This is a genomic window from Phyllobacterium sp. K27, from assembly GCF_054796155.1.
In genome coordinates this window covers 515,831-541,358 of record NZ_JBTWND010000003.1, presented here as the reverse complement: position 1 = coordinate 541,358, position 25,528 = coordinate 515,831, and the positions used below count along the sequence as shown (strand labels likewise).

At 54.6% G+C, this 25,528-nt stretch carries 21 protein-coding genes and 4 pseudogenes; 20 read left to right on the top strand and 5 right to left on the bottom strand.

What is annotated here, in order from left to right:
• Positions 1 to 133 precede the first annotated feature (133 nt).
• The 7 genes from ACYJL1_RS20375 (at position 134) to ACYJL1_RS20345 (ending at position 9,092) form a co-directional block, all read left to right on the top strand.
• Complete coding sequence (locus ACYJL1_RS20375; protein WP_460898850.1) at positions 134 to 2,197, top strand: N,N-dimethylformamidase beta subunit family domain-containing protein; 2,064 nt, start codon at positions 134 to 136, stop codon at positions 2,195 to 2,197.
• Positions 2,198 to 2,226: 29 nt separating this feature from the next.
• Positions 2,227 to 3,192 carry an ABC transporter substrate-binding protein gene (locus ACYJL1_RS20370; protein ID WP_460898848.1) on the top strand — a complete coding sequence of 322 codons (966 nt, stop codon included), beginning with the start codon at positions 2,227 to 2,229 and terminating at the stop codon, positions 3,190 to 3,192.
• Positions 3,193 to 3,249: 57 nt separating this feature from the next.
• Positions 3,250 to 4,083, top strand: a complete 834-nt coding sequence (locus tag ACYJL1_RS20365) for an ABC transporter permease (protein ID WP_460898846.1) — start codon at positions 3,250 to 3,252, stop codon at positions 4,081 to 4,083.
• Positions 4,080 to 4,895, top strand: a complete 816-nt coding sequence (locus tag ACYJL1_RS20360) for an ABC transporter ATP-binding protein (RefSeq protein WP_460898843.1) — start codon at positions 4,080 to 4,082, stop codon at positions 4,893 to 4,895. The genes ACYJL1_RS20365 and ACYJL1_RS20360 overlap by 4 nt, the downstream gene beginning before the upstream one ends.
• Positions 4,896 to 4,944: 49 nt before the next feature.
• A complete protein-coding gene (hisD, locus tag ACYJL1_RS20355; RefSeq protein ID WP_460898841.1) occupies positions 4,945 to 6,264 on the top strand; it encodes a histidinol dehydrogenase in 1,320 nt (439 codons plus the stop codon).
• Positions 6,265 to 6,865: 601 nt separating this feature from the next.
• Positions 6,866 to 7,780 (top strand): LysR substrate-binding domain-containing protein, encoded by a 915-nt coding sequence (locus tag ACYJL1_RS20350; RefSeq protein WP_460898839.1) that lies wholly within the window; start codon positions 6,866 to 6,868, stop codon positions 7,778 to 7,780.
• 115 nt (positions 7,781 to 7,895) lie between these two features.
• Entirely contained in the window at positions 7,896 to 9,092 is a 1,197-nt protein-coding gene (locus tag ACYJL1_RS20345) for an MFS transporter (protein WP_460898837.1), read from the top strand.
• Positions 9,093 to 9,143: 51 nt separating this feature from the next.
• Here ACYJL1_RS20345 and ACYJL1_RS20340 read toward each other — a convergent pair whose 3' ends face one another.
• Together ACYJL1_RS20340 and ACYJL1_RS20335 are read right to left on the bottom strand one after the other, a co-directional pair.
• A complete protein-coding gene (locus ACYJL1_RS20340) occupies positions 9,144 to 9,680 on the bottom strand; it encodes an SIS domain-containing protein (RefSeq protein WP_460898835.1) in 537 nt (178 codons plus the stop codon).
• Between the two features lie 34 nt (positions 9,681 to 9,714).
• A complete protein-coding gene (locus ACYJL1_RS20335) occupies positions 9,715 to 10,488 on the bottom strand; it encodes a GntR family transcriptional regulator (protein ID WP_460898833.1) in 774 nt (257 codons plus the stop codon).
• 149 nt (positions 10,489 to 10,637) lie between these two features.
• Between ACYJL1_RS20335 and ACYJL1_RS20330 the strand changes: the two genes are divergently transcribed.
• The 6 genes from ACYJL1_RS20330 to ACYJL1_RS20305 all read left to right on the top strand — a co-directional run bounded on the left by ACYJL1_RS20330 (position 10,638) and on the right by ACYJL1_RS20305 (position 17,176).
• Positions 10,638 to 12,023, top strand: a complete 1,386-nt coding sequence (locus tag ACYJL1_RS20330; RefSeq protein ID WP_460898831.1) for a family 4 glycosyl hydrolase — start codon at positions 10,638 to 10,640, stop codon at positions 12,021 to 12,023.
• A complete protein-coding gene (locus ACYJL1_RS20325; RefSeq protein WP_460898829.1) occupies positions 12,020 to 12,946 on the top strand; it encodes a carbohydrate kinase family protein in 927 nt (308 codons plus the stop codon). The genes ACYJL1_RS20330 and ACYJL1_RS20325 overlap by 4 nt, the downstream gene beginning before the upstream one ends.
• A gap of 35 nt (positions 12,947 to 12,981) precedes the next feature.
• On the top strand, positions 12,982 to 14,244 hold the full coding sequence (locus tag ACYJL1_RS20320) for an ABC transporter substrate-binding protein (RefSeq protein ID WP_460898826.1): 1,263 nt from the start codon (positions 12,982 to 12,984) through the stop codon (positions 14,242 to 14,244).
• Between the two features lie 92 nt (positions 14,245 to 14,336).
• A complete protein-coding gene (locus ACYJL1_RS20315) occupies positions 14,337 to 15,434 on the top strand; it encodes an ABC transporter ATP-binding protein (RefSeq protein ID WP_460898824.1) in 1,098 nt (365 codons plus the stop codon).
• A 56-nt stretch (positions 15,435 to 15,490) separates the two neighbouring features.
• A complete protein-coding gene (locus tag ACYJL1_RS20310; RefSeq protein WP_460899181.1) occupies positions 15,491 to 16,306 on the top strand; it encodes a carbohydrate ABC transporter permease in 816 nt (271 codons plus the stop codon).
• Between the two features lie 3 nt (positions 16,307 to 16,309).
• On the top strand, positions 16,310 to 17,176 hold the full coding sequence (locus tag ACYJL1_RS20305) for a carbohydrate ABC transporter permease (RefSeq protein WP_460898822.1): 867 nt from the start codon (positions 16,310 to 16,312) through the stop codon (positions 17,174 to 17,176).
• A gap of 18 nt (positions 17,177 to 17,194) precedes the next feature.
• Here the strand turns inward: ACYJL1_RS20305 and ACYJL1_RS20300 are convergent.
• Positions 17,195 to 17,542, bottom strand: a pseudogene (locus tag ACYJL1_RS20300) (hypothetical protein); the annotation flags it as partial.
• On the opposite strand from ACYJL1_RS20300, the pseudogene ACYJL1_RS20295 reads away from it, so the two are divergent.
• The 4 genes and pseudogenes from ACYJL1_RS20295 to ACYJL1_RS20280 all read left to right on the top strand — a co-directional run.
• Positions 17,536 to 18,114, top strand: a pseudogene (locus ACYJL1_RS20295) (tyrosine-type recombinase/integrase); the annotation flags it as partial. The pseudogenes ACYJL1_RS20300 and ACYJL1_RS20295 overlap by 7 nt on opposite strands.
• A pseudogene (locus ACYJL1_RS20290) lies at positions 18,045 to 18,712 on the top strand (IS91 family transposase); the annotation flags it as partial. The pseudogenes ACYJL1_RS20295 and ACYJL1_RS20290, both read left to right, overlap by 70 nt.
• A 30-nt stretch (positions 18,713 to 18,742) precedes the next feature.
• Positions 18,743 to 19,105 (top strand): LysR substrate-binding domain-containing protein, encoded by a 363-nt coding sequence (locus tag ACYJL1_RS20285; protein WP_460899180.1) that lies wholly within the window; start codon positions 18,743 to 18,745, stop codon positions 19,103 to 19,105.
• Positions 19,106 to 19,246: 141 nt separating this feature from the next.
• Positions 19,247 to 19,492 carry a hypothetical protein gene (locus tag ACYJL1_RS20280; RefSeq protein WP_460898820.1) on the top strand — a complete coding sequence of 82 codons (246 nt, stop codon included), beginning with the start codon at positions 19,247 to 19,249 and terminating at the stop codon, positions 19,490 to 19,492.
• Positions 19,493 to 19,579: 87 nt separating this feature from the next.
• Here the strand turns inward: ACYJL1_RS20280 and ACYJL1_RS20275 are convergent, their stop codons facing one another.
• Positions 19,580 to 20,530, bottom strand: coding sequence for a LysR family transcriptional regulator (locus ACYJL1_RS20275; RefSeq protein ID WP_460898818.1), 951 nt, complete (start codon positions 20,528 to 20,530; stop codon positions 19,580 to 19,582).
• A 140-nt stretch (positions 20,531 to 20,670) separates the two neighbouring features.
• Here ACYJL1_RS20275 and ACYJL1_RS20270 point away from each other — a divergent pair, with 140 nt between their 5' ends.
• The 3 genes from ACYJL1_RS20270 to chrA all read left to right on the top strand — a co-directional run bounded on the left by ACYJL1_RS20270 (position 20,671) and on the right by chrA (position 24,645).
• The gene (locus tag ACYJL1_RS20270; protein WP_460898816.1) at positions 20,671 to 21,318 is read left to right on the top strand and encodes an FMN-dependent NADH-azoreductase; all 648 of its coding nucleotides are present in this window, start codon (positions 20,671 to 20,673) and stop codon (positions 21,316 to 21,318) included.
• A gap of 1,138 nt (positions 21,319 to 22,456) precedes the next feature.
• Complete coding sequence (locus ACYJL1_RS20265; RefSeq protein WP_460898813.1) at positions 22,457 to 23,278, top strand: chromate resistance protein ChrB domain-containing protein; 822 nt, start codon at positions 22,457 to 22,459, stop codon at positions 23,276 to 23,278.
• The gene (gene chrA / locus ACYJL1_RS20260; protein ID WP_460899179.1) at positions 23,278 to 24,645 is read left to right on the top strand and encodes a chromate efflux transporter; all 1,368 of its coding nucleotides are present in this window, start codon (positions 23,278 to 23,280) and stop codon (positions 24,643 to 24,645) included. The genes ACYJL1_RS20265 and chrA overlap by 1 nt, the downstream gene beginning before the upstream one ends.
• A 66-nt stretch (positions 24,646 to 24,711) precedes the next feature.
• On the opposite strand, the pseudogene ACYJL1_RS20255 reads toward chrA, so the two are convergent.
• Positions 24,712 to 24,795: pseudogene (locus tag ACYJL1_RS20255) on the bottom strand (hypothetical protein); the annotation flags it as partial.
• Positions 24,796 to 25,528 lie beyond the last annotated feature (733 nt).

The window sequence follows — 25,528 nt, the reverse complement described above, 5'->3', positions numbered from 1 at the left end:
CCTTGGGGGTATATACCCCTGCATAGACATTTTGTGAGTATATACACGAGAATTAAGGGGTATCCGATCCTAAATCAACAGATTGGGATCAAAGCCATACAATAGCGGAACCACCGCTAGGGGCAAAGGTGAAATGAAGAAGCGCGTCAACCATACCGCAATGCCGTTCATTGGCTACACGACACCGTGGAGTGCGGTTGCGGGTGGAACCGTGGATTTGCACCTTTCCTGCCTGTCTTCACCCGAGTCGGTTAGTATCCGCCGCTTGGACGATGCATCCGTTGGACCGATGGAGTGGCACATTGAGTCCCTGGGAAATCTCCCCATCCATCGTGATTTCGATCAAGGTTCGTACCTTGCGATCAGAAGTTACGAGTTGAAAAAGCTGGACCGCCTTACGGCCTTGCGCTTTGAACTATTCCTGACACGTAACGGCGACCTCCGTACTGTCCTTGATATGGGAGAAACTGTCCTGCAATTTGCTGATGGGCGGTTGTTCCTTGTCAAAGGCGACCAGCGACATTTTCTTGATGCCGACATTCCCCAGAAATGCTGGATCAAAATATGCCTGAGTGATCATGGCGGGCTGACGCGCATATCAATACAAAGTACGGATCCATTGTCACCATTCCATATTCAGGAAACACTTGCAGGATTAAGCTGGGAAGGCATCTCCGCCGATCTGTTGTTCGGGACTGAGAGAAGCTTTGTAAGTCCTACCTTGAATGCGCGTTTTTCTTCCATCGAACTGGAAACGGCGTCATCCCTTTACGCCTGGCAGCTCCCGACGCTCCTGCCTGACAGACCAATACGCTCCACAGGTGGTACGACGGCCTTGCTATTGGAGTTGGTCAATCTGCCGACATCCTGTGTAACTTCGTCAAGATGGGATGGCTCGGCGTTGGACCCGCGCCTCGTCCCAACCCACTATGATGCCGTGCATTGTCATGATGACGATATGGCGTCGCTCGACTGGCCCGCATCATACCGTGTCAAGGTGCCGGAAACAGCAGCTTGTGGTATCTATGCCTTTGAAATTCAAGGCGATGGCCACACAGAGCAGATTGTGTTCTTTGTTGCTTCGAAAGTTCGCCAAAAGCAGGTGGTATTTGTCGTTCCAACTGCGACCTATCTGGCCTATGCAGATGAAATCTTGCCCGAACATCTTTACGAGTGGAAATGCGATGATCGGGGTCACCGACTGGCTGTCGACAATAATTTCAAGTCACTCTACGACTATCACAGTGATCTGAGTGGGGTGTCGATCTGCTCTTATCAGAGACCGAAGGCGACGCTTCGCGCAGACTACCGCTATCCGCTTGGCGACTGTCCCCATAACCTGCCGGTTGATCTTCACTTTCTGCAATTCTGCCATAGGCATGGCATCGAATTCGATCTGCTGACCGACCATGATCTGCATCATCGGGGGGCCGAAGGCCTGCATGGATATGGCGTCGTCGTGACCGGAAGCCATCCTGAATATCTTTCCATTGAGATGGAAAATGCCTACAGGCAATTTGCGGCCAATGGCGGCAGCATCGCGTATATGGGTGGCAATGGCTTTGCGGGCACTGTCGCATTCAAGGATGACTTGCTGGAATTGCGCCGTTCGCCTCTTGAAGCTGGCCGAACCTGGGACGGCCCGATTGCCGAGCAAAATCTTGCAATAACCAATGAACCTGGCGGTCATTTGCGCTCGCGGGGTCGGGGAGAGTTTTCTCTGGTGGGCGGAGCAATATCGTTAATGGGGTTTGACGGAACGCGACCCTTTACCAGGACGAGCGATAGTTTTGATCCTGCTCATCAATGGCTGTTTGACGGTGTCGCGGCGGATACATTCGGCGACAGCGGTATCGTCCTCGGCGGTGCAGCGGGTTACGAGGTTGATGCAACCGATATCAGATTGGGCACATCACCAGACACGATTGTAGTTGCTCGGGCTAGCGGCTTTCCTGACAGTTTTTACCACGATTCATCGCGCTGGTATGAAGGTGGAGATAGCGAAAGGGATAGTCGGCGATGTGGCGAAATGACCGTCAGATACTTGTCTGCCGGAGGCATAATCTTTTCAGCAAGTTCTGTTGCCTGGCTTGGTGCATTGCCATGTGGGGATGAAATGAATGATGTCGGGCGGATAACGCTGAATGTTTTGCGTCATCTGTTATCCGGACCTGGGGAAGAAAAAGCAAAACGATAAATCAAAACAATCGAAAGAGGAGAGTTTACATGATCAAGAAACTGGCAGTGGCATTGGCCTTGATGACCGCTTCATTGAGTACAGCATATGCGGAAACCGTAAAGCTAGGGCTGCAGCCTTGGCTCGGATATGGACCATTGTGGGTCGCCGAAGAAAAGGGCTTCTTCAAGAAACATGATGTCGACGTGGTGTTGACGACGTTCAACTGGGATCAGGATATGACAGCTGCACTCGCCAGCGGTAATCTGAATGTAATCGCGAGTGCCACCAACGGCATGATCACCAACTACAACCAGAACGTGGATCAAAAAGGGTTTTTGATCATGGATCTGTCGTTTGAAGCAGACGCCATCATTGCCGGCAAGGATATTTCCTCCGTTAAAGACCTAAAGGGTAAGAAGGTGGCTTTTGAAGCCGGCGCAACCAGTGATCTTCTGATCAATTACGCGTTGAAAGAAAATGGCATGACCATAGCCGATCTGGAGCACATACCTATGGGCGCTTCGGAAGCCGGTCTCGCGCTGATTGCCGACAGGGTCGATGCTGCAGTCACCTATGAACCTTATATTTCCACGGCTCTGGCTCAGGGCGGCGGCAAAAAGGTGATTTATACGGCTGCGGAAAAGCCTGGCTTGATCGGCGACATGCTGACGGCATCATCCGAGTGGATCGACGCGAATCCAAAAGATGTGCAGGGTCTGATCATGGCGTGGGACGATGCGATCAACTTTATTCGCTCCAATCCCGAAGAAGGCAAGGCAATGATTGCCAAAGCTGTGGGAAGCCCCATGGCTGAGTTCGAACCCGCCTTCAAAGGCGTTCGTTTGTACAATGTGAAAGAGAATATGGAAGCGCTCAAGGGAGAGTTCCAGGCATCGCTACAAACTGTTGGCGAGATCCTGCATGCCACCAATCCCGACAACATCAAGACCGTTCCAGTCCCAGCGGACCTTCTGTCGCTTGAGGCTCTGAATGCCGTGGCGGCAAAACAATAACCAATTGGCCGGCCAACCTGTGGCCGGCCAAATTTTCAGGTGGGGATAGTGAGCGCTATGATGGACCAGACAACGGACAGAGGCAGGATAGCTAAAAAGAAGAAGGGACTGCTCAGGTTGCGGCAGGATATACCTGACAGTGTCTTTTCTGCTGCCGGTATCGTTATCCCAGCCGTCTTGTTTCTTCTGTGGTGGGCCGTTACGGCGATGGAACTCGTGCGTCCGCTGTTCTTGCCCAGTCCATGGAGCGTTCTCGAAGAGGGGTGGCGACAACTCAGCGAGGGCATCCTCTTTGCTGATGCTTCCGTCAGCATTTATCGCATCCTTATCGGCTGGCTGGCGGCAACTGTCGTGGCCGTCCCGATCGGAATATTGATGGGGAACTACAAGCTCATCGAGGGCTTGCTTGAGCCGTTGATTTCCACAGTACGATATATGCCCGTTGTCGCCTTGATCCCGCTGTCAATCCTGTGGGCTGGCATCGGTGACGGGCAGAAAATCCTCATTCTGTTTCTCGGGACGTTTTTCCAGCAGGCCCTGATGATCATGGACAACGTGAAGAACATTGATCTCAATCTCATCCGTGCCGGACAGACCCTCGGTTTCACAAATAATGAGATCTTGCGCCGGATTATCTTACCTGCTGCGCTTCCGGGAATTTGGGACACGTTTCGCATAACCATAGGTTGGACATGGACGTATCTTGTTGTGGCAGAATTGGTCGCGGCCAATGCCGGACTTGGCCGCCGTATCATGGATGCGCAGCGCTATCTTTCAACGGATACTATTCTTTTCGGCACGCTTTTCATCGGCCTGCTTGGCCTCCTGACCGACTACCTCTTCAAACGGGGCGGCAGGTCACTTTTTAAATGGAGCAGTCAGACCCGATGAGCAATCCCTCCACACAGGTCGCCCACAATGCGAAGGTATCAATCGTTGGTGTCGGCAAGAACTTCAGTGTCTCCGGCCGTGATCTCGTCGCGATCGAGAAGATCGATCTGGATATAGGCAGGAATGAATTTGTCTCGATTGTCGGCACGTCCGGTTGTGGCAAGTCGACATTGCTGAACATGGTAGGCGGTCTCGATGAGCCGACCTTCGGTGATATTCTCATAGATGGACGCCCGGTCAACGGGCCGGGTAGGGACAGAGGCTTTGTCTTCCAGACCTACAGTCTGTTCGAGTGGATGACGGTGGAGGGAAACATCCGCTTTGCACTGGAGAAGAGCAGCTTTTCCAAAGCGGAAAAAACAGAATTGGTTGCGCATTTCGTGCATGCTGTAGGTCTGTCGGGCTTCGAAAAGGCATTTCCAAAACAACTGTCGGGCGGTATGCGCCAGCGCGTGGCGATTGCCCGCGCCCTTGTTTACAAGCCGTCAATCCTTTTGATGGATGAGCCTTTTGGTGCGCTCGATGCGCAAACTCGCGGGATGATGCAGGAACTACTTCTGCAAATCTGGGATGACCATAAAGTCACGGTCCTCTTCGTCACGCATGATGTCGATGAAGCTGTCTTTCTTGCCGACAGGGTTGTTGTCCTTGCCAGTCGTCCCGGGCGGATCAAGAAAGTAATGCCGATAGAACTCGAAAGACCGCGATCTTTCGAAGTCCTGACAGACGCGAAATTTGCCGCCTACAAACGGGAAATCCTTGCCGATATTCGCGAAGAAACCCTGAAACTCATGGCTATGGATCATTCTTGACAGAAATAGCGGCCAACCAATGCGACAGACTTGTAGAAAAGACATCCAAATGACCGATGCAATAGCGCTTCACGATCTTGCTACCCTTACTGCCGATGAGCGTAACATCCTTCTGTTACGAACAGAGGATGATCTCACTTACTTTATCGAGAGGGTGCCGCCCATCATAGAAGCCGTGAAACGCGACGGCGATGTTGCGTTGGCGAAATTCGCTAAGGATTTCGATGATGTAATGCTTGATCCTGACAAATTGGCTGTGGAAGAGCACGAATTTGAAGAGGCTTTCCATGCTCTCGATCCGAACATGATCAAGACGCTCGAATATTCGGCTGACAACATACGCCGCTTCCATCAGGCCCAATTGCCTGGCGACATGTGGATGAAGGAAATCCGCCCTGGGGTGCTTGTCGGTGAACGCTTTACACCTATCGATAGCGTCGCCTTGTATTCTCCAAGGGGAAAAGGCTCATTTCCCTCAGTAACGTTAATGACCGCGATACCCGCTGTTGTTGCCGGAGTGAAGCTTCCTATCATTCTGACACCGCCAGGACCCGATGGTAAAGTGGATGCGGCGACGCTGGTGGCAGCGCGATTAGCGGGTGTTGAAAGGGTATTCAGGGCAGGTGGAGCGCAAGCGGTCGCTGCCGTCGCGTTTGGCACGGCAACCATTCCAAAATGCCACAAGATCGAAGGACCCGGCAGCCCGTGGTTTCTCGCTGCCAAACGCCTTTTACAAGGACACATCGCATCGCGGCTACCTGCGGGGCCCAGTGAAATTATTATACTGGCTGACGAGACGACCGATCCGCAGATGGCGGCGTTGGATCTTTTGATCGAGTCGGAACATGGCTCGGACAGTTCAGCTTTTCTGGTGACATGGTCTCGTGAATTTGCCGAAAAGGTGCGAGCTGCAGTGCCCGGCTATTGGAAAAGGATGAACAGCAAGCGGTCAGAATTCTCGGCTGCTGTGCTTGGAGGATCGAGTGGCGGAATCGTCCTCACTCCATCGCGGGAGGACGCCTACGAGTTCATCAATGATTATGCACCGGAGCACCTCCAAATTCTGTCGAAGCATCCATTCGAACATCTTTCCGAAATCCGTAATGCATCAGAAATCTTGCTTGGCGAATATGCGCCGGGATCCATTGCAAACTACATGATGGGTCCAAATTGCGTGCTGCCGACATCTGGGGCGGCGCACGTGCACTCTCCGTTGGGTGTCCATGATTTTATGAAGAGCGCATCCATCGGCCATATGACAGCTAAGGGCTATGCTGAAATGGCTCCGCATACTCACAGGTTTGCGACTTATGAAGGTTTCGATGCCCATGCGAACTCAGTATCTGAGCTACGAGAGTTTGCACGATAAGGCATTTGGGCGCTGTGCGCGAATTGCGGCAGTCGTTGGAACAAGTTCGAGCGTGAGGGTGATGTGCCATCTCGTTGCGAATAAACTTGCTGACCTGTCGTTCGAACCGGCCAGTGTTGGCGATCGAGATGCAGCGTTTCCCCTGCCGCACGGGCGCGGCGAGGATTTCCACCATCACAACCCGGGCCGGATGCGAGATCGGTATCCAGGGATGAAGCGCGCGATTTCTGTGATCGGGCACACAATCAAGGTGAAAACGGAGATTTAAGTAGTCTGGATGCACGGAGTGTCGGTCTGATGTTCATCCGTTAAAACAATACGGCGCTCAACTCGTTTCCGAGGAGCGCCGTATTACCCGGAGAAAAGCGAGCGTCATTTCTGGCTGCTCGATAATCTCGATTACGGGTGGAGGGCAAAGATGGGTACGGTGGGATGCATTTGCAAGCTCCGGGCTGACCTTCGATTATCAATAGGTGCGCAACTGGACCAACTACGGACTTGCGGAACACCTGCGCGACAGCGCCAAAAGCAATGGCACATCAACCTTCAAATGAGACGAAAATGATATTACATCCGTATCTTTGGAACGCAGGAGGTTTTGATGATCGAAACGCGCTTGCTGCGGCAATTTATTGCCGTCGCTGAGGAACTGCATTTTAATCGGGCAGCGGTGCGTCTCCATATGGCCCAGCCGCCGCTGAGCCAGGCAATTCGCCGACTTGAGGTTGAGATCGGGTTCCCCTTGTTCGAACGCACGAACCGAAGCGTTGCCTTGACGCCGGCTGGCGCATCCTTCCTGCAAACAGCGAGGGAAATCTTACTCTCGCTTGAAGACGGGGTAGCGCGCACCCGCCGCGTCGCCAAAGGTGTCGATGGCCACATAACAATGTCCTTCATCAATATTGCGCCCTATTCGTCGCTGTTGCAGGTGCTACGGACCTTCCGCAGCGCCCACCCTACGGTTGAGTTCACCATGCGTGAGGCTACGACGCATGAGCAGGTTAAGGCTTTGGAAGCCGGTGTGGTCGACATCGGAATCCTACGTTCACCGGGCACCACGACTCCCGAATTGTGCTATGAGATTATATTCCGTGAAGCTTTCGTTGCTGCATTGCCTGCAGGGCATCCATTACAGTCGTATGACTCCATCCCGCTGGATGCCCTCAGCGGTGAATCTTTTGTGGCATCGTCCAGACCTCTGGGGCAAGGTTTTCACGACCAAATCATCCGTCTTTGCCAAGCTACCGGTTTCTCACCTCAAATTGCTCAGGAGGCGCGACGGTTGCAGACGCTGGTAGCGTTGGTCGCGAGCGGTTTTGGTGTTGCACTGCTGCCAGAGTCGCTGGCATCGGATGCGCGCGACGACGTCGTATTTCGTCCCATCGTCGTCGATGCACCCGATAATATCCGTCACCTCGAATTGCTGATGGCGTGGAATGGCAACAGGGCCTCTGCCGTTCGTGACCGACTACTTAACGAGATCAGGTCCTGCATGATTCCCAGTCATGCAAAGTAAGACATAGAGCGTCTTGTTTAGAGACATATAAGATATTTTACGAACCGATCCTGAGCCGCTACTTCAACAATAATGGGTGTGCGCCCACGAAGTCGTTTTCTCAGAGGATGTGCTTATGCCTGCCGCCGTCTACATGTTTTCCCTATGCACGTTCGCGTTTGGCCTTTCTGAATTTGTCGTAGCGGGCCTGGTGTCAGCGGTTGCCGTTGACCTTCATGCCGACATCGGGATCGTTGGCACAGGAATTGCTTTCTATGCCTTTGGTGCCACGATCGGAGCACCTTTCATAACGGCGCTTGTCTCGCAATGGCAGGAAAAGCACGTTCTCGTACTGGCCATGATCACACTCGCCGCAGGAAGCCTGGCCATGTCTGTAGCGCCTGACATTTTTACGCTGCTTGCGATCAGGTTCGTCGTTGGTCTTGGCCACGGCGTTTTCATGGCGGTTGCTTCAGACGCAGCAACAAAACTTACCGATCCGGCAAAGGCCGGGCGAGCCGTTTCGGTCGTTTGGGTCGGATTGACTTTTGCGCTTGCCCTTGGTGTTCCGCTCGGGACTTACCTCGGGAACATTTGGTCGTGGCGCATCATTTTCCTATTCATTGGCGTTCTTGGTGTCTTGGGAAGTCTAGGGCTATTATTCTTCATGCCAAACAGGGCAGGTGATGGCGATGCTACAAGTCGCCTAGGCGCATGGGCTGCCATTAAAGCAATTGCCCATCCGCAATTGATGATTACGGCGGGCATCGGTATTCTGGTAAGCGTTGCGACCTTTTCATTCTTTACTTTCGTTGCCCCATATCTCCTGCAGATCACTGAGTCCGACATTAAATGGCTAAGTGCAGCAATGCTGTTATTTGGTTTATGTACAGTTGTCGGAAATCTTATCGGGGGCTATGTCGTTGATACGATAGACGTCAACCGGAGCGTGATCGTCGGGGTTGCAGGGTTGGGAGTGAATCTGACGTGCCTGTTTGTGTTCAGAGACTCGCCAGGTGCGATGGTGCTACTTATAGGTCTATTGGGGATCTCTTTCTTTTCCACCGTCACGATGCTCACACTTCGTCTTCTAAAAATGGCGCAACATTATATTCCTCAATCAACGGCAGTGGCCGCCGGCTTGAATATTGCGTCCTTTAATTTAGGAACGGCACTTGGCGGTGTGCTCGGCAGCGTGACAATTGCCAGCGGAAACTTGCCATTCATTCCCTTGGTGGGCGCACTCGCGGCGGTGATCGCAGTGATAATCCTTGCACTGCAAATACGGCATGCGCGGAGCGAAGGGAGCGTAATGTTACGCAGGAGGTTATAGGGAAGTTCGATTAGGACGCTACGCGAATAACTGCACCTTCGAACGGGCGCTCTATTGCAGATTTGTATGACGGTGCTGCATGGCTTTGTGCGCGTCCGGTATTCCAGCCGTTAGCTTCAGTATAAGGCTGTCGAGAATGATCAGGCTGCCTTGTTCGAAAAGGCTTCCACCAAACTGGGCAGTCGCGTCTACAGGTACGTGCAATATGACATCAGCAATCTCAGTTAGTGGACTGCCAAGTTGCCCGGTGAGTGCAACAACCATCGCTCCCTCGGATTTGGCTATCTGGGCAAAACTCAAACTGATGGGGGTTTTGCCTGAAGCCGACAGAATCAGCAGTCCGTCGTTTTTTCGGATCGATGGGGCAGATGCTTCACCCACAAAGTGAACTTTGCGCCCGATATGCATGAAGCGCATTGCAGCCATTTGCGCAGACAAACCGGAGCGACCTTGCCCGGCAAAGAACCAGCGGCGTTCTGAACTCTCAAAAATCTGTGCCAGACGGTCAAAGGAGTTTGCGTCTATTCGCGATAAGGCTTCTGTCAATTCTTGACCAACAATCAGCCAGGGAGCTTGAGAAACAGTCATCGGCAATACCTTAGTGGAAGCGCTCAGTTGGGGATCAGCTGCGCCTGCGAGATTGCGTTAATGACAACGGGTAACGGACAGGGTGATATGCCATTGAACTGACATTCACCGGGCGATATTCGCTATCGTAGGCAATCTGATCGAGAGTAAGCACAGCCGCAGGAAGATCAAGTTGCAGAAACCCGGCCTCAGGTTCTGTCGCAAGCCGGGCACTCAGCGTTGATTGACCACGCGCGGGAATGACACCATAGCGCTCTTTGAACTCGGCATAGAGCGACCTGTTTCCGGCGCTCCAGTCAATATCCAGAATGCCTGGTGTCAGGGCCGCATCAAACCAGTCACGCTGAACGACGACCGGCAAATCATCCAGGAAGCGTAGCCGCTCGATGAAAACAACATTTGAACCTGAAGGAAGTCCAAGAGGACGTGTAATATCTGCGTCGCCTCGAATAATGTCTGCGGCGAGCAATTTCATTCCCGGCTTGCGATTATTGGCCTCGGCAGTTTCGGTGAAGCTTCGTACGATCTCAATTTCATAGGTCGGTTGAGGCTCGGTAACGTAAATACCCTTGCCTGCGCGCGTTTGCAGAAAGCCGAGGTTCTCGAGATCCTTGACTGCTTGCCGAACGGTAATCCGGCTTACTCCGTACAATGCCACGAGTTCGCGCTCGGATGGCAGTTTGTCGTTAACCGAAAGCTTTCCGCTGTCGATCATATTTTTGAGGACAGTTCGCAATTGGACGTAGAGTGGATCAGGGTGGTTTCGATCGACCGGATTTATTCGGCCACTCCGGTGTGTTTCACTCATCTCGAATCTTCACCCGTTTTTGGCGTCTAAGCTATCTGGCAGATTGCTACGTCTGTTGTCGAGGCCATTGCATATAAGATGTTTCGATCATGTTGACATAACTGGTTATGACCAGTAGCAATAGCATAACATGAGCATTGGAGCAATTCATGAAGTTGACTTTGGTTGGCGGCGGCGGAGTTAGAGCGCCGTTGTTTGTGGGGTCGGCACTTCGCCGGGCAGAACAGAGCGGGCTGAAGGAAATTTGCCTGCAGGATATCAATGAGAAGAAGCTCGAACTATTCGGGCGTATCAGTCAGGAATTGGGTCGGCGTACACAATCGCCCGTTAAAATCTCCATGACAACCAGTCCGGAAAAAGCGCTGGAGGGTGCTGATTATGTTGTCACGACTGTCCGTCCTGGCGATGAGGAAGGCCGGGTCAAGGATGAGCGGATTGCCCTCTCTCACGGCGTGCTGGGACAGGAAACAACCGGGCCAGGCGGATTTGCAATGGCGCTGCGCAGCATCCCGGCAATTCTGGAATATGCAAGGCTTTTGAAGAAGGTCAGTCCGGATGCATGGCTCTTTAACTTCACAAATCCCGCTGGTCTCGTTGCACAAGCACTTCAGGATGAGGGATATCATCGCACAATCGGCATATGTGATGGGGCTAATGGAGCACAGGAGGCCCTCGCCAAGTGGTTCAAGGTTCCTCAAAATGATGTTCACGCAGAAGTGGCGGGCCTCAATCATCTTTCGTTTACGCGAAGCGCAACGATAAACGGGCGAGAGGTTCTGCAGTCCTTGTTGGATGACGATAAGTTTTTGAAGGCAACGTCTCAACGGATGTTTGATCCAAAGATCATCCGCAGGCAGCGGAATTGGATCAATGAATATCTCTATTACTATTATTACGCCGAAAGAGCTGTGGCGGCATTGAAATCCGATGTCCGTACCCGCGGCGAGGAAGTCAAAGACCTTAATCGAACGTTGATAGATACGCTTGGATCAATCGATCCTGAAAAGAATGCGGAAGAGGCCTTGAGCCGCTATTATGCCTATGAGCGCCGCCGTAGCTCGACCTATATGCATTATGCGCTTGAAGACGCTCCAACCATGGAAGAGGCTGACAGTCTGGTCGACACGGGCAGCCATGAGATCAATTCGGAAGAAGGTGAGGGTTACGCCGGAGTTGCGCTAAATCTTGTCGATGCGCTGCAAACAGGAAAGCCTTGCTACAGCGGCCTCAACGTCCGTAATGAGGGCTCAATCGACGGTTTGCGTTCGGACGATGTTGTCGAAGTAAGCTGTATCGTTGACAAGGAGGGCATTCGCCCTTTGCATATTGGCAAGATGCCGGAGCCGCAATTTCAGCTTGTTCAAAGCGTGAAGCAGTATGAAAGATTGGCGGTAAGAGCGATCCGCGAGCGCAGCCGTGACATTGCGGTTGAAGCCTTGATGGCCCATCCGCTCGTTCTTTCTTATTCCCGCGCAGTTCCATTGGTCGATGAATATCTTGCCGCTCATGCGCAATATGCCGGAGTATGGAAATGACGGAAACCACACGATCAGGTTACGAGGTGATGGTCGTCGGCGAGTATTATTTCGATCTCGTTTTTCGTGGTTTGCCGGATACTCCGCGAATGGGCGCGGATCTTTGGGCTCAGGAATTTGATTGGGTGCCGGGTGCTGCATTTTCGACGGCCTTGGTACTGACACGCCTTGGCGCAAATGCGGGATGGTGGTGTGCTTTCGGTAACGACATCTTCAGTCGTATGATCATGGAAGAGGCTCGAAAAGAGAATATTGACGATGGGTTATTTATCCACCTGGACAAGCCTTGGCGGCGGTTGAGCTCAGCTTTTTCGTTTACCGATGATCGCGGATTCATCAGTTACAGCGAAGACCGTGATCCGAGCCCGACACCGGCTGATCTTGAAAGAATCCGGCCAACCGTACTTCTGCTGCAGGGCTTCTCGCTTGACGACGAGCGCAAAGCGCTTATCAGCGCGGCTCGTGACCTCGGCATCAGGATCTGTTCGGACTGCCAGCACATAGAAATGGATTTGTCGGAGCCTGGCCTGATTGATGCTTTGCGTCAGATCGATGTGTTCCTGCCCAACGAAACAGAAGCCAAGGCGCTGACCGGCGAAACCGATGTCGAAGTCGCGCTTGGCGTGCTTGCTCAATACTGCAGAACCGTTGTGATCAAGCGTGGCGCGGAAGGTGTTATCGCCAGCGATAACGGCTGTGTCTACCGGCTGCCAGCTTTGGCGGTCGATGTCTTCGACACTACCGGAGCCGGGGACTCTTTCAACGCAGGGTTTGTTCACGGTCTGCTGCATGAGCCGGACTTTATCTCGGCCTTGGAAGTAGCGGTGATTTGCGGCTCGCTTGCAGTGACGGGATATGGTGGCAGGAACCTGCCATATCTTTCCGATCTTGCCCAATACCGGCGGCGAAGTGCCGCCGGCTGATGACTCCAGTCAATCAAGAAAAACAGGGAACGGACATGGGATACAAACTTAAACTGCTTACAGGCCTCGCTCTTTTAACAATTACTGTGGCGCTACCAGCCAAGGCAGAAACCATATCGATGTTCTGCTCGGCCACGGATTATGAGTTGTGCGAAGAAGGAGCTCAAAAATGGGCAAAATCCTCCGGCAACGAGGTCAAGATCAATCGCACGCCACAAAATCTTGATGACGCCATTCCGATCTATCAGCAATTGTTCGCTTCCAAATCGTCGGATGTCGATCTGCTCTACGTGGATGTAATTTGGCTGGGCATGATGAAGGACCACTTTTCGGACCTTGCCTCGCTTGTTCCTGAGGCAGAGGTAAAGGCCCATTTTGCATCGGCGACAGATGCCGCCCGTATCGACAACAAGCTGGTTGCCATGCCCTTCTACATTGATACCGGCCTGATGTTCTATCGTAAGGACCTGCTGGAGAAATATGGCAAGCAGGCACCGAAGACCTGGGATGAGCTAACAGCAACCGCCAAGGAAATTCAGGACGGTGAGCGCAAGACTGGTAATGCCGATATGTGGGGTTACGCCTGGCAGGGCCGCAGCTATGAGGGGCTTACCTGTGACGCCGTGGAATGGATCGCCTCAGGCGGTGGCGGTACAATTCTCTCCGATAAAGGAGAGGTGACAATTAACAACCCGGCAACGGTTGCCGCACTCACGCGGGCGCGGGGCTGGATAGATACGATTTCTCCAAAGGGTGTCTTGAACTACGATGAAGAGAGCTCCCGCGCGCTCTTCGAAAGTGGCAATGCCGTATTCCACCGCAATTGGCCTTACGTGTGGGGAACCTCTCAAGCGCAGGGTGGCAGGCTGGTTGATAATGTCGGCGTGTCTGCATTGCCGATCGGCGCAGATGGGCAAAAATCAAGTGGTGCTCTTGGTACAGCCTATCTGGCTGTGTCGAAATACTCGGCAAAGCAAGAGAAAGCTGCCGAACTATTGAGGTATATGGTGGGTCTTGAGGACCAGAAGATGCGAGCAATCAAGGGTGGATATAACCCTACGGTTGAAGCGCTCTATTCTGACGCTGACGTTCTCGCCAAAATACCGTTCCTGCCCATGGCAAAAGCGGCTTTCGAAGAATCCGTTGCTCGTCCATCTGCGGCGACCGGAAAGAACTATAATCGCGTTTCGCGCACCTTCTATCGCGCGGTCCATGACATAATCTCCGGGACCAGCGATGTTGCAGAAGAAGTTGCGCAGCTGGAAAAAAGGCTGAAGCGCGACGTAAAAGCCAACTGAAGCACAACCGTCTGCGGATCATGTTCGCAGGCGGTTTCTCGTTCACTAAAGTTCACGCATTGCGAATTACCGGTTAAGGCAAGAGCAACATAATGGCCTCCGTCACACTGAAAGAAGTCAGCAAAAGCTTTGGAGCTTTTGATGTGCTCCGGTCGATTGACCTCGACATTGCAGATGGAGAATTCGTGGTTTTCGTGGGACCATCAGGCTGCGGAAAATCAACCCTGCTGCGTGTCATTGCAGGATTGGTTCCTGTCTCGCAAGGGATTGTCTCAATCGATGAAGAAGAAGTTACAGACGTACCGGCATCCAAACGCGGCGTTGCGTTCGTTTTTCAATCCTATGCCCTTTATCCTCACATGGATGTGGCTCGTAACATCAGTTTCGCGCTGGAAACAGCGCGAATGACCAAGGCAGAAATCGGTCGACGCTTGGCGAAAGTCGCCGATATGCTAAAAATCGGCCATCTGCTTGATCGCAAGCCAAAGCAACTTTCTGGCGGGCAGCGTCAGCGCATTGCGATCGGGCGGGCTCTGGTCAGTCAGCCAAAACTATTCCTCTTTGATGAGCCCCTTTCCAATCTTGATGCTGATTTGCGTATGGAGATGCGTTTCGAAATTGCCAAATTGCATGCCGAAGTCAGTGCCACGATGATTTATGTTACACATGATCAGACCGAGGCCATGACGCTCGCCGATCGGATCGTCATCCTCAATCAGGGGCGCATTGAACAGGTCGGAACGCCTCGTCAACTCTATGATCATCCGGCAAACAAGTTCGTTGCAGGTTTCCTTGGTAGCCCCCGCATGAACTTCGCGTCTGTCAAAAATGAATCGCAAGGCGTGATAACCGGCCCCGGCTGCTTCAAGCTGAATCTGGATCAGTCAGGTGCAAAAAAACCAGTGACACTTGGACTTCGTCCGGAATCATTGGAAATAATCTCCGCAGACGCAGACCGTTGCATAAAGGGTGTCTTTGAACGTGTCGAGGATCTTGGTTACGAGCAGATCGCTTATATCCGCCTGGACGATGAAACGATCTGGACCGTACGCTCCGGAGGGGCCATTCCGGCATATGCTTCAGGGTCCAAGGTCGGATTGAGATGGAATCCCGAGGATATCTATCTTTTTGATGATGAAGACCAGCGCATCGAAACCTCAGGACCAGCAATTATTGGGATAAGCCGGTGAAGAACAAGGAAACAACCATAGCGTGGTTTTTTCTCCTGCCACTCCTGCTGGCACTTATGGCTGTTGCCGCATGGCCGCTGGCACGGAACATGTATTTCTCTTTCACTGATGCCTTTCTCGACAACCCTGCAGATTATAGTTTTATCGGCTTTCAGAACTTTGTTACCGTTTGGGAAGATTCCATTTTCTGGAGTGCCGTACGCAATACGCTTGTTTTCACTTTTTTCTCTGTGGCGTTGGAGACCCTGCTTGGTTTTGCGATCGCCTTGCTGTTGCATCGCGCTTTCGTCGGGCGCGGGCTGGTGCGGGCCGCTATATTGGTTCCATGGGCCATGCCGATGGTGGTATCCGCGAAGATTTGGGAGTGGATGTTCAATGACCAATTCGGCCTTATCAACAAGGCCCTGATCTGGCTGGGCTTCCTTGAAAAGGGCATCGCATGGACAGCTGATCCCTCGCTTATCCTCGGCACGGTCATTTTCATCGACGTGTGGGTCACGACCCCCTTCATGGTTTTGCTTATTCTTGCTGGTTTACAGTTGATACCGGAAGAAATCTACGAGGCGGCTGAGGTTTCCGGAGTGCCTGCATGGAAGCGTCTTTGGTCGATCACCTTGCCGCTGGCCACACCCGCCATTGGGGTAGCTGTTCTTTTCCGGACGCTCGATGCGCTACGAATGTTTGATCTGAGCTATGTCCTTGCCGCGAACAATGAGAAGGCGATGACGATGTCAATCTATGCACGGGATCAACTGATCAGCTTTCAAGACCTGGGTGTAGGTTCCGCCGCTTCAACTTGGGTATTCCTGATAATAGGGCTGATTGCAATCGCTATGGTGAGCATTCTCAGGCTCGACCGGAATACGGGTTGACCGATGAGGGAAGGTTCAAAACACTATTCCAACAGCACTTATCGAAAATTACGCTTGGCCAAACGTGTGGGGCTTTATGCAGGTGTAGTGCTGGTGCTCGTTTATATGTTGTTTCCTTATTATTGGGCCATTATTTCCTCCACAAAGTCGCGCGAAGATCTTTATTCTTTCAGTCTGCTGCCGTCGCTGGATTTGAGTAACTACATTGCCCTTTATCACAACCCGATCTTTATTGGTGCAATCGTCAACTCAGCGTTTGTCGCCTTTACCACCAGTGTGATCTCTCTCGTAATTAGCATCCTGGCTGCATACGCACTGGGGCGAATGCATTTTCAGTTTTCCCGCATCATTCTGATCTGCGTGTTGATGATTTCAGTTTTCCCCCAGGTTGTTGTCTTGTCCGGCATGTTCGAGGTTATCGGCTGGCTTGGTCTTTATAATCGGCCGACGGCACTTGTCTTCTCCTATCTCTTGCTGGTGCTGCCATTTACGACGTGGGTTTTGACAAGTTTCATTCGCGATCTGCCGCAAGAACTGGAGGAGGCTGCGCTGATTGACGGATGCTCCCGTCTGAGGATACTCACCCATGTACTCCTGCCACTTATGGGCCCGGCCATTGCAAGCACCGGCTTGCTTGCCTTTATTCTTTCATGGAATGAGTTTCTGTTCGCTTTGACGTTCATTCTCACCGATGAGAACCGCACGGTCCCTGTCGCTATGGGTCTGCTTACGGGTAGCAGCCGTTACGAATATCCATTCGGTCAGATAATGGCAGCTTCTGTCACGGTGACGCTTCCGCTTCTTATTCTGGTTCTGATCTTCCAACGCAAAATTGTTTCGGGTCTGACTGCCGGCGCAGTGAAGGGTTAAGATGAAATTCTGGAGACGTTAATGCTCGGTGGGGTTGAGAGATCTTCTCTCAAGTGGCCGTGTTGCACGGATCAAACCACGGGCGAGATACCCGGTACCCATGGGACGGCTGAGCCCAGTCATCCGATTGAGAACGCGGACGCCGATATACGCTTCGGTTTTCTGGTTGTCGAAGTTTCTCGCTCTGAGCTTCGGACCGAACACAACCTTCCACCGCCCCATTTGTGTCTCCACGCGGCTGCGCTTGTTGTAGCCGCTGAATTTTTGCCAAGCCAACCGGCCACGGGTCTCTATTTCGGCGATATGGCTGTCTCGAACCGATGGGTCCAGGGCGGATTGGGGACTGGCAACGGCGTTCTTCGGTGGCGCATCCGCGTAACCTGCCTGTGGTGCTGAGCCGCGATGAAGTTGCCCGGTTACTCAATGCCACCACCTGCCTCAAGCACCAGGCAGCATTGTCGGTCGCCTATGGCACCGGCCCACGTGTCGCCGAGGTCTCTATGCTGAAGGTCGCCGACGTCGACAGCAAGCGGATGCTGCTGCGCCAGTGGTGGAAGGTGGGGCGGCAGCAGGGTGTTATGCATCGCGACGGCTGGTTATTCCCTGGCCAACACGCAATGAAGCCAATCAGCACGCGGCAGCTCTATAGGATCGTCGTTGAGGCGGCCCAGGCCGCCGGCATTGCCAAGTGGGTCGGGCCGCATACGCTGCGCCACAGCTTCGCTACCCACCTGCTGGAGAACGGCACCGACATTCGGATCATCCAGGTCCTGCTCGGGCACGCAAAACTCAACAACACCGCCCTCTACGCCAAGGTGGCGACCAGGACGGTCCGCACGGTTACGAGTCCGCTCGACAAGCTCGGTCTATTCAAATCGTCGCCGACATCTTCCGTGCTGCCGGGGTGGCGTACCGGCGCGCGCATGCAGGACATCTGAGCCTGCCGCAACTGAAGGTAATGTCGGCGGTCGAGAACTGCCGCACTGCGGCGCTCGGCGGTCACGTCGAGGCCTGCGGGGATTGTGGTCAGTGGCGGATAGCCTACAACTCCTGCCCAATCGGCACTGCCCAAAGTGCCAGGGCGCGGCGGCACGGACATGGCTTGCCGAACGAGAGGCTGATCTGCTTCCAGTCGGCTACTTCCACGTCGTGTTCACACTGCCGGGCCGAGGTCGCCGACATAGCGTTCCAGAACAAGGCGCTCGTCTATGACCTGCTGTTCAAGGCGGCCTCGGAGACAATGCTGACCATCGCGGCCGATCGCAAGCATCTCGGCGCGCGCATCGGCATCACCGCCGTGCTCCACACCTGGGGATCGGCAATGACGCACCATCCGCACGTCCACATGATCGTACCGGGCGGCGGCATCACGCCAGGCGGCAGCCGATGGATATCATCGCGCCCGGCCTTCCTGCTTTCGGTACGCGTACTCGGCAAGCTGTTTCGACGGCTGTTCCTCGCCCGCCTGGTCGCTCTGCACGACGCTGGCGGCTCGGCTTCTTCGGCGTCCTTGCTCATCTCGCCGACCGGTGGGCAATCTACCATAGCCACGGTGATGTCGCGGGCATGAAACAGGATTTGTTGCTGACCGGACATCTGATGGTTGTTTGTGCACCGTCATTTCTGCAGCAACTGCCGCCGCAGCCTACCCCGGCCGACCTGTTGCATCAGCCACTGATAAAAATCGACTTTTCAGAACCGGGCTGGCACGATGATGGCTGGGAAACCTGGTTCATTGCAGCTGGCTTCGGCCATTTGGATTTGCATTTCAGCATTTCGTTCAATCTTATATTTCTGGCGATCGAGGCCTGTATCGCTGGGGCGGGTTTCGCTTTGATCCCTAATTTTCTGATTGAAAAGGAGCTTCGAGCGGCGCTCTCGTTGATCCGTTCGGAATTCATCTTTCTGTTCGGCAACCTTATGTTCTGATGATACCCGAACCCAGCTTGCATCGATCTGAAGTCGCCATTGTACGGCACCGGCTGCTTTCGTAGATATAAATTCAAAGCGGTAGGTTGACAGTTCTACGGTCGGGCATCGGTCAGGGACTGAGGCGCTCGCGCCAGGGTTATGGGCAATGCCCGCGCGCGTGATGTGCACGATAATTGCAAGTCTGGCCAATGCCAGCGTGACTGCCGGAAGAAGAATGTGCGACTGGCCACCCGCCGTGAAAATCCCTATGCGCAGCCCGAGAATCTCGATAGTCTCGCCCGCCCCGATGGCGGCAGGAACCGGTGGCGCACCGAGAAGGAGTATATCGGCATCATGCCGATCCGGAACCCCGGCAGCGAGTTACTGAAGGTCAAAGGATGGTAGGCTGTCGCGTCGTTCGACTCGATCGGATCTAAGACTTCCCGCGCAATGGTAAATGCAAAAGGAGCTGGGATGAGTCTGGTCCCAGACTCAGCGATGGATGGAAATTGCTCTGTCCGCTTCTGAGCCAGAGTGTGCAGAAATCGGACTGAACCGAGCTTGGAGATCATCGAGCAGCCATGCGCCTGCGCGGCCCGGGAAATGATCTCGCATATGCGCGGCATAGATGGTCAGAGGGCTCTGGGCACTGGCGGGATCATCCTCAATTTGCAGCGGGACGAGACGTTCTTCGGCTAGAAGCGGCATCACCAGATGTTCGGGCATCCGGCACCAGCCAAGTCCTGCGAGGAGGAAATCCAGTCGGCGCCCCAGCTCAACGAAGCGCCACACCTTCGTTCCAAGAATGCCATAGCCCGGACTGTCCGGTGTGGACGGATCAGACAGCACAAGCTGGACATGCTCATCCAGGTCCGCGCGCGTAACCGGTCGGCCGAGCCGGGCGAGCAGATGGTCTGGCGACACGACCGGAATCAGGCGCACGCCAAGCAATGGCAAAGCCACAACATCCTCAGGCACATCAGGCAGAAGCACGCAGAACGCGAGCGCAGCATCTCCCCGGCGCAATCGTCGCTCGGCGCCGCCCAGGCCCTCTGTCGAGAAGCTCACCGGCAGGTGAGGAAACGCATCGCGAAGTGCATGCAGGCTGTCGATAAACGAAGCTGTGGGTACCAGCGGATCAATTGCGACTGCAAGCTCGGGCTCCAGTCCATTCCGAGTGGCAGCGGCCATCGCCTCGAAACGTGCCGTGCCCGAGAGGACGACACGAGCCTGGGCGACCAGCGCGCGGCCTGCATCCGTCAGGTGCGGGCGATAGCTGCTCCGATCGAACAGGATCACCCCCTGCACGTCTTCCAGCGTTGCAACGGCTTGGCTGATCGCGGACTGCGCACGGTGGAGCTTGCGACCGGCAGCCGAGAAGCTGCCGGTTTCGGCGATCGCCACCAGCACGCGCAGCTGGTCCAAGGTCAAACTGCCCAACATTCCATCATCCAAACCGATAGAGATGATCGGATCATTATCTCTTTCAATTAATACCGTCCAGTGCGCAAGCTGTCCTCATGCTCTCGGCGCGCCGAACTTCGGCTTCCGCTTCGGCCAACTCAAATCCAAGGATACCATTCATGCCCCACCTTCTCGTTGTCGAAACCAGTCCGCGCGGTGATTCTTCGATTTCGCGCAATCTCACCCATCGCTTCGTCGCCGAATGGCAGGCAGCCCATCCCGGTGGGCAGGTGGTTACCCGTGATCTGATGGAAACGGACCTGTCGTTTGTGAACGCGCCGTGGCTCCAGGCTTATTTCACGCCGCCCGGGCAGCATTCAACCGAAATGAAAGAAGTGCTCCGGCTATCGGACGAACTCGTCGCGGAGCTGCTGGCGACCGACCATCTCGTCATTGCCACGCCCGTGTACAACTACAACATTCCGGCGGCGCTCAAGGCTTGGGTTGACCACATTGTCCGCAAGGGGTTGACGCTCGGGATGGATGGCAAGGGCCTTGTCAGCGGCAAGAGTGCGACTGTACTAATGGCTTCCGGGGGCGTTTACACCGAAGGTTCCCCAATCCGCGATCGAGACATCGCGACCCAGTATCTGTGCCTGATCCTGAACGTCATCGGTATCACTGACGTGACGTTCATTGCAGCAGGAGGGGCAAAGGCGGTTGATTTGGGCGAGATCGGGCGAGAGGACTTCCTGGACAAGTTCCAGGATGAAATCCAGGCTGGGGCTGCCAACGCAGCTTTAGGTGCGGGCTCTGCGGCCGCCTGATAACTGACCTGGGATCGAACACAGCGGATTGAGCTTCGCGCCAAGTGGAATCCAGTCCGCGTCTCTTCCATTGCAGAAGGGAGTAGGGAGATAAGCCGCCTCTTCTGTTTGGACTAGATTTATCCGGTGGGAAATTCGTCACGCTCTTCAAACTTATAAATCCTGATAAGAGCGAGGCGGCACCATCTCATGCAATCAGTACCTTCTGATCGTCTGTCATTCTCTTTTGTTGCTTGGGCAATTGAGAACGACAAGATATTGAAATCCTTCCGCAGAGTGCACTTCGGCGGGTTCCACCGCCGACACAAACGCCCGAGAAACTGTCGAGCGCGTGCACCAAGACGAAACGCAACGCTATATCCTGCTGCGGCTGAGCCGGCCTGCCCCAGGCATCGTGCTGATCGGGACGTATGGCGTCGGCGACACTACAAACGCCAGTATAACCTGCTATTGGTACGGCAACGATGCCGAACATCGGGCCACGACGAGTGGGCCCAAATGGCGCGACTGGCTGGGCGCGGCATTCAAGCGGCTTTAGGCACCGGCGGCAATGACGTCCTGAGAACGGCGACGACCACACAGCCCTGTCTGAATAGCAGGTTGACGGCATTCGCCTTCTTTGCTGTCCTTGTCATTGTTCCAATTCTTTCGAGAAGCTGCGAGACTCACTCGGAATCCTACCCCCAAAATGAACTGGTCAAACACCAACACGGTTTGGGAATTGGAAATCGCTAAACTGTCCATGCTTTCAAGGTTGTAGCAAAAAATGCATGGAACTTTCGGTACCTATGTTGGGTCGAACCCTATCCGGCTTGTATTTTCTGGATGCAAGGCTTTCTTCGAATGAAGCGAGATACTGATCAAGGCATGTATGATCGGATTTTTCCATTTCCGTGCTCCGTGTTGGTGGAGCAATATACTTCGCGCGGAATCCCCGCTTTGTGACCAGTCGATTTTCATCTGGGCACGTGCGGCCAAGGCCGTATTTCGACTTCACGACTTATATGCTGACGCGCATATAGAGTTCTTGACGTGCTGCCCGGTCTTTCGTATCTAAAATTATGGGGATTGCGAGCTCCCCACGAGGCGCCAGCCGAAGATCGCGTTCCACATTAACCCCGGAGACGGAGGAACGCATATGCCTGCGCCCAATGCCATTTCGTTCGATAAACTTACCCGCATCATCGGAACCCCTAGAGCTCCGCTCTTGCTCGACGTGCGGTCCGAGGAGGATGTCGCCGCCGATCCACGGTTGCTCCCTGGCGCCACCCGGATCGATGACCAGGCGCTCGCCGCCCTCGCGCCGCAGCTCGGAGGACAGCCGTCGATCGCCGTCTGTCAGGCCGGCCACCGGCGCAGTCAGGGCACGGCCGCCTGGCTGCGCGCCGAGGGTTGCTCCTCGGAATATCTCGAGGGCGGATTCGACGCCTGGCGCGCGGCCGGCCTCCCCTTGATCGACCCTGCCAAGCTGCCCGCGCGAGACGCGCAAGGCCGCACCATTTGGGTCACCCGGTCGCGTCCGAAGATCGACCGCATCGCTTGTCCCTGGCTGATCCGGCGCTTTCTCGACCCCCGTGCGATCATCCTGTTCGTGGCGCCCGCAGAGGTGGTGGGCGTCGCCGAACGTTACAACGCTGCGCCCTTCGACATCGAGGATGTGTTCTGGAGCCACCGGGGCGAGGACTGCACCTTCGACGTGATGCTGGCCGAGTTCGGCCTGAACACTCCCGCTCTCGACCGGCTCGCGACCGTCGTCCGCGGCGCCGATACAGCCCGGCTCGATCTCGCACCCGAGGCGGCCGGTCTCCTCGCGGCTTCGCTCGGCCTGTCGCGGATGTATTCCGACGATCTGGAGCAACTGGAAGCTGGATTGCTGCTCTATGACGCCTTTTATCGCTGGGCGCGGGATGCAACCGACGAGACCCACAACTGGCCCACGAACAAGCCGAAGGCAGAATGATGCAGGAGCACGCATATCCAACTCTGGCCACGGCCACTCGCATCTGGGCCCGCATCGGCTTGCTGAGCTTTGGCGGTCCGGCCGGCCAGATTGCACTCATGCACCGGATTCTCGTCGAAGAGCAGCGCTGGTTGGGCGAGAAGCGTTTTCTTCATGCGCTCAATTACTGCATGCTGCTGCCTGGCCCGGAGGCAATGCAGCTCGCCGTTTATATCGGCTGGCTCATGCACCGCACGCTGGGCGGCATCATCGCGGGGATACTGTTCGTGCTGCCGGGCGTCGTGTCGATCATGGCGCTCAGCTGGATCTATGCGCTCTACGGCAATGTCGGGCCGGTCGAGGCGCTGTTTTTCGGGCTCAAGGCCGCGGTGCTTGCGATTGTCGTGCAGGCGGTCATCCGCATCGGCTCGCGCGCCCTGAAGAACAGCGCGATGGTCGCCATCGCCGCGGCCTCGTTTGTGGCGATCTTCGGCTTCGCCGTGCCTTTCCCGTTCATCATCCTGATTGCTGGGTTGCTCGGATTTTTCGGTGCGCGTGCGGGCCTGGCCGCGTTCCATGGCGGCGGCGGACACGGCAAGGTGAGCAAGGTCCAAATCGATGACGCCGGCACCCTGCTGGGCGAGGAATCGCCGGATCACACGCAGGTTAACCGAGGCTGGGCGTTTCGCGTCTCGGTGGTGTTCCTCGTGCTCTGGTTGGTTCCAGTCGCCCTGCTGTTCGCCGTCTTCGGTCCGGCCAACGTTTTTGCCCAGATCGCAGGATTCTTCAGCGTTATGGCTGTAGTGACCTTTGGCGGCGCCTATGCAGTCTTGGCATATGTCGCGCAAGAGGCGGTGCAGAACTTCGGCTGGCTCGCCCCCGGCGAGATGTTGGACGGGCTCGGCATGGCCGAGACCACGCCCGGGCCACTTATCATGGTGACGCAGTTCGTGGGCTTCATGGGAGCCTTTCGCGAGGCGGGCAGCATATCACCGTTGATGGCGGGAACGCTGGGTGGCCTTCTGACGACCTGGGTGACGTTCACGCCGTGCTTCCTCTGGATATTCCTAGGCGCCCCTTTTATCGAGCGCTTGCGCGACAACAAAGTGCTGACAGCAGCCCTGACGGCGATCACAGCCGCCGTCGTGGGTGTGATCATGAATCTTGCAGTCTGGTTTGGTCTGCATGTTGTTTTCGGTGAGGTACGGACGATCACGTCCTTCGGCCTCAATATCGATGCGCCCGCCTGGTCCACACTGAACCTGCCTGCTGCGGCGCTGGTGCTGGCTGCTCTTATCGCGGTGTTCCGGTTCAAGCTCGGCCCGGTGACAGTTCTCGCTGGGTGCGCAGCGGTTGGCCTGGTTCTTGGGATGGCAAACCTTGCATAACGGTGTTCCGCTCTCGCGAGTCAATGAGAGAAGCCATGCCCGCAGATTACGCTCGGTTTGGAAGCTTGCGCGCTTTTCATAGGTACGAACAAGTGCATCATGCACGAGATCCTCGGCATCGACGTCGCCTATGGGTAAGCGAGCGGGCATAACGGCGCAGTGTCGTCAGATGGCCCATTACATCGAAATGGCGGTTTCTTGGCATCATGATCTGTATGCGGAGCCAATGCGGAAAATAGTCCATGGATCGAAACGCGAACGCGAGCACATCCGTAAAGCCAAACTTGGCTCAAGGCGACGTCAGCGGAAGCGATGGCAAAGCCGATGCCGATGCCGCCAGCACCTCCGATGAGCTCCCCTCAAGATTCTCAGTCGATCTCATTTGCTGTGGCCGATGTCGTTGAAACTGCTTGCAATTCAGTGGATTGTGCCGTGGCGGGGTCCTTCGTGACTGCAAAGTGATGTCTCGGAAAACACCGCAAGCTCGAACGGTTCGAGACGCCGACATCCATTGGCAGCCTTTGTGGTCGTCAGTTAAGTGCGATTGTCCAGGACTTTCACACCTCCACTGATCCTAGTCCCACCTGTTACCAGGTAACAGAAATCGCTTGCGAAAGGACCATTCAATTCACGTGGCTGTCACCGATCCGTTATACCTTTCGGAAACGAAATAACAGTGATGGAGCATGAAATGTTCAAGGCTCAGCTTGGCAACCACTTTTGCAGCCTTGATGGTGATCGTTGCCTTGTGGTGCAGATGATGTCTCGCTAACCCAAACGATTTCTTCACAGTCCACTAATAACGATTAGAGCGTGCTCTGTTCTCCCAGCGGGCAAGCTTTTTTATAGGCTAGCGATGGTAGCGTTCGATGACAAACTTAAG

Bases quoted from the DNA above. Each gene is read 5' to 3' on its own strand.
- ACYJL1_RS20345 (WP_460898837.1), top strand. From the start codon at position 7,896: ATGCCTGCCGCCGTCTACATGTTTTCCCTATGCACGTTCGCGTTTGGC.
- ACYJL1_RS20310 (WP_460899181.1), top strand. From the start codon at position 15,491: ATGGCTGTTGCCGCATGGCCGCTGGCACGGAACATGTATTTCTCTTTC.
- ACYJL1_RS20285 (WP_460899180.1), top strand. From the start codon at position 18,743: ATGAAACAGGATTTGTTGCTGACCGGACATCTGATGGTTGTTTGTGCA.
- ACYJL1_RS20320 (WP_460898826.1), top strand. From the start codon at position 12,982: ATGGGATACAAACTTAAACTGCTTACAGGCCTCGCTCTTTTAACAATT.
- ACYJL1_RS20350 (WP_460898839.1), top strand. From the start codon at position 6,866: ATGATCGAAACGCGCTTGCTGCGGCAATTTATTGCCGTCGCTGAGGAA.
- ACYJL1_RS20330 (WP_460898831.1), top strand. From the start codon at position 10,638: ATGAAGTTGACTTTGGTTGGCGGCGGCGGAGTTAGAGCGCCGTTGTTT.
- ACYJL1_RS20360 (WP_460898843.1), top strand. From the start codon at position 4,080: ATGAGCAATCCCTCCACACAGGTCGCCCACAATGCGAAGGTATCAATC.
- ACYJL1_RS20335 (WP_460898833.1), bottom strand. From the start codon at position 10,488: ATGAGTGAAACACACCGGAGTGGCCGAATAAATCCGGTCGATCGAAAC.
- ACYJL1_RS20340 (WP_460898835.1), bottom strand. From the start codon at position 9,680: ATGACTGTTTCTCAAGCTCCCTGGCTGATTGTTGGTCAAGAATTGACA.
- ACYJL1_RS20280 (WP_460898820.1), top strand. From the start codon at position 19,247: ATGGGCAATGCCCGCGCGCGTGATGTGCACGATAATTGCAAGTCTGGC.
- chrA (WP_460899179.1), top strand. From the start codon at position 23,278: ATGCAGGAGCACGCATATCCAACTCTGGCCACGGCCACTCGCATCTGG.
- hisD (WP_460898841.1), top strand. From the start codon at position 4,945: ATGACCGATGCAATAGCGCTTCACGATCTTGCTACCCTTACTGCCGAT.
- ACYJL1_RS20265 (WP_460898813.1), top strand. From the start codon at position 22,457: ATGCCTGCGCCCAATGCCATTTCGTTCGATAAACTTACCCGCATCATC.
- ACYJL1_RS20365 (WP_460898846.1), top strand. From the start codon at position 3,250: ATGATGGACCAGACAACGGACAGAGGCAGGATAGCTAAAAAGAAGAAG.
- ACYJL1_RS20275 (WP_460898818.1), bottom strand. From the start codon at position 20,530: ATGTTGGGCAGTTTGACCTTGGACCAGCTGCGCGTGCTGGTGGCGATC.
- ACYJL1_RS20370 (WP_460898848.1), top strand. From the start codon at position 2,227: ATGATCAAGAAACTGGCAGTGGCATTGGCCTTGATGACCGCTTCATTG.
- ACYJL1_RS20270 (WP_460898816.1), top strand. From the start codon at position 20,671: ATGCCCCACCTTCTCGTTGTCGAAACCAGTCCGCGCGGTGATTCTTCG.
- ACYJL1_RS20315 (WP_460898824.1), top strand. From the start codon at position 14,337: ATGGCCTCCGTCACACTGAAAGAAGTCAGCAAAAGCTTTGGAGCTTTT.
- ACYJL1_RS20375 (WP_460898850.1), top strand. From the start codon at position 134: ATGAAGAAGCGCGTCAACCATACCGCAATGCCGTTCATTGGCTACACG.
- ACYJL1_RS20305 (WP_460898822.1), top strand. From the start codon at position 16,310: ATGAGGGAAGGTTCAAAACACTATTCCAACAGCACTTATCGAAAATTA.
- ACYJL1_RS20325 (WP_460898829.1), top strand. From the start codon at position 12,020: ATGACGGAAACCACACGATCAGGTTACGAGGTGATGGTCGTCGGCGAG.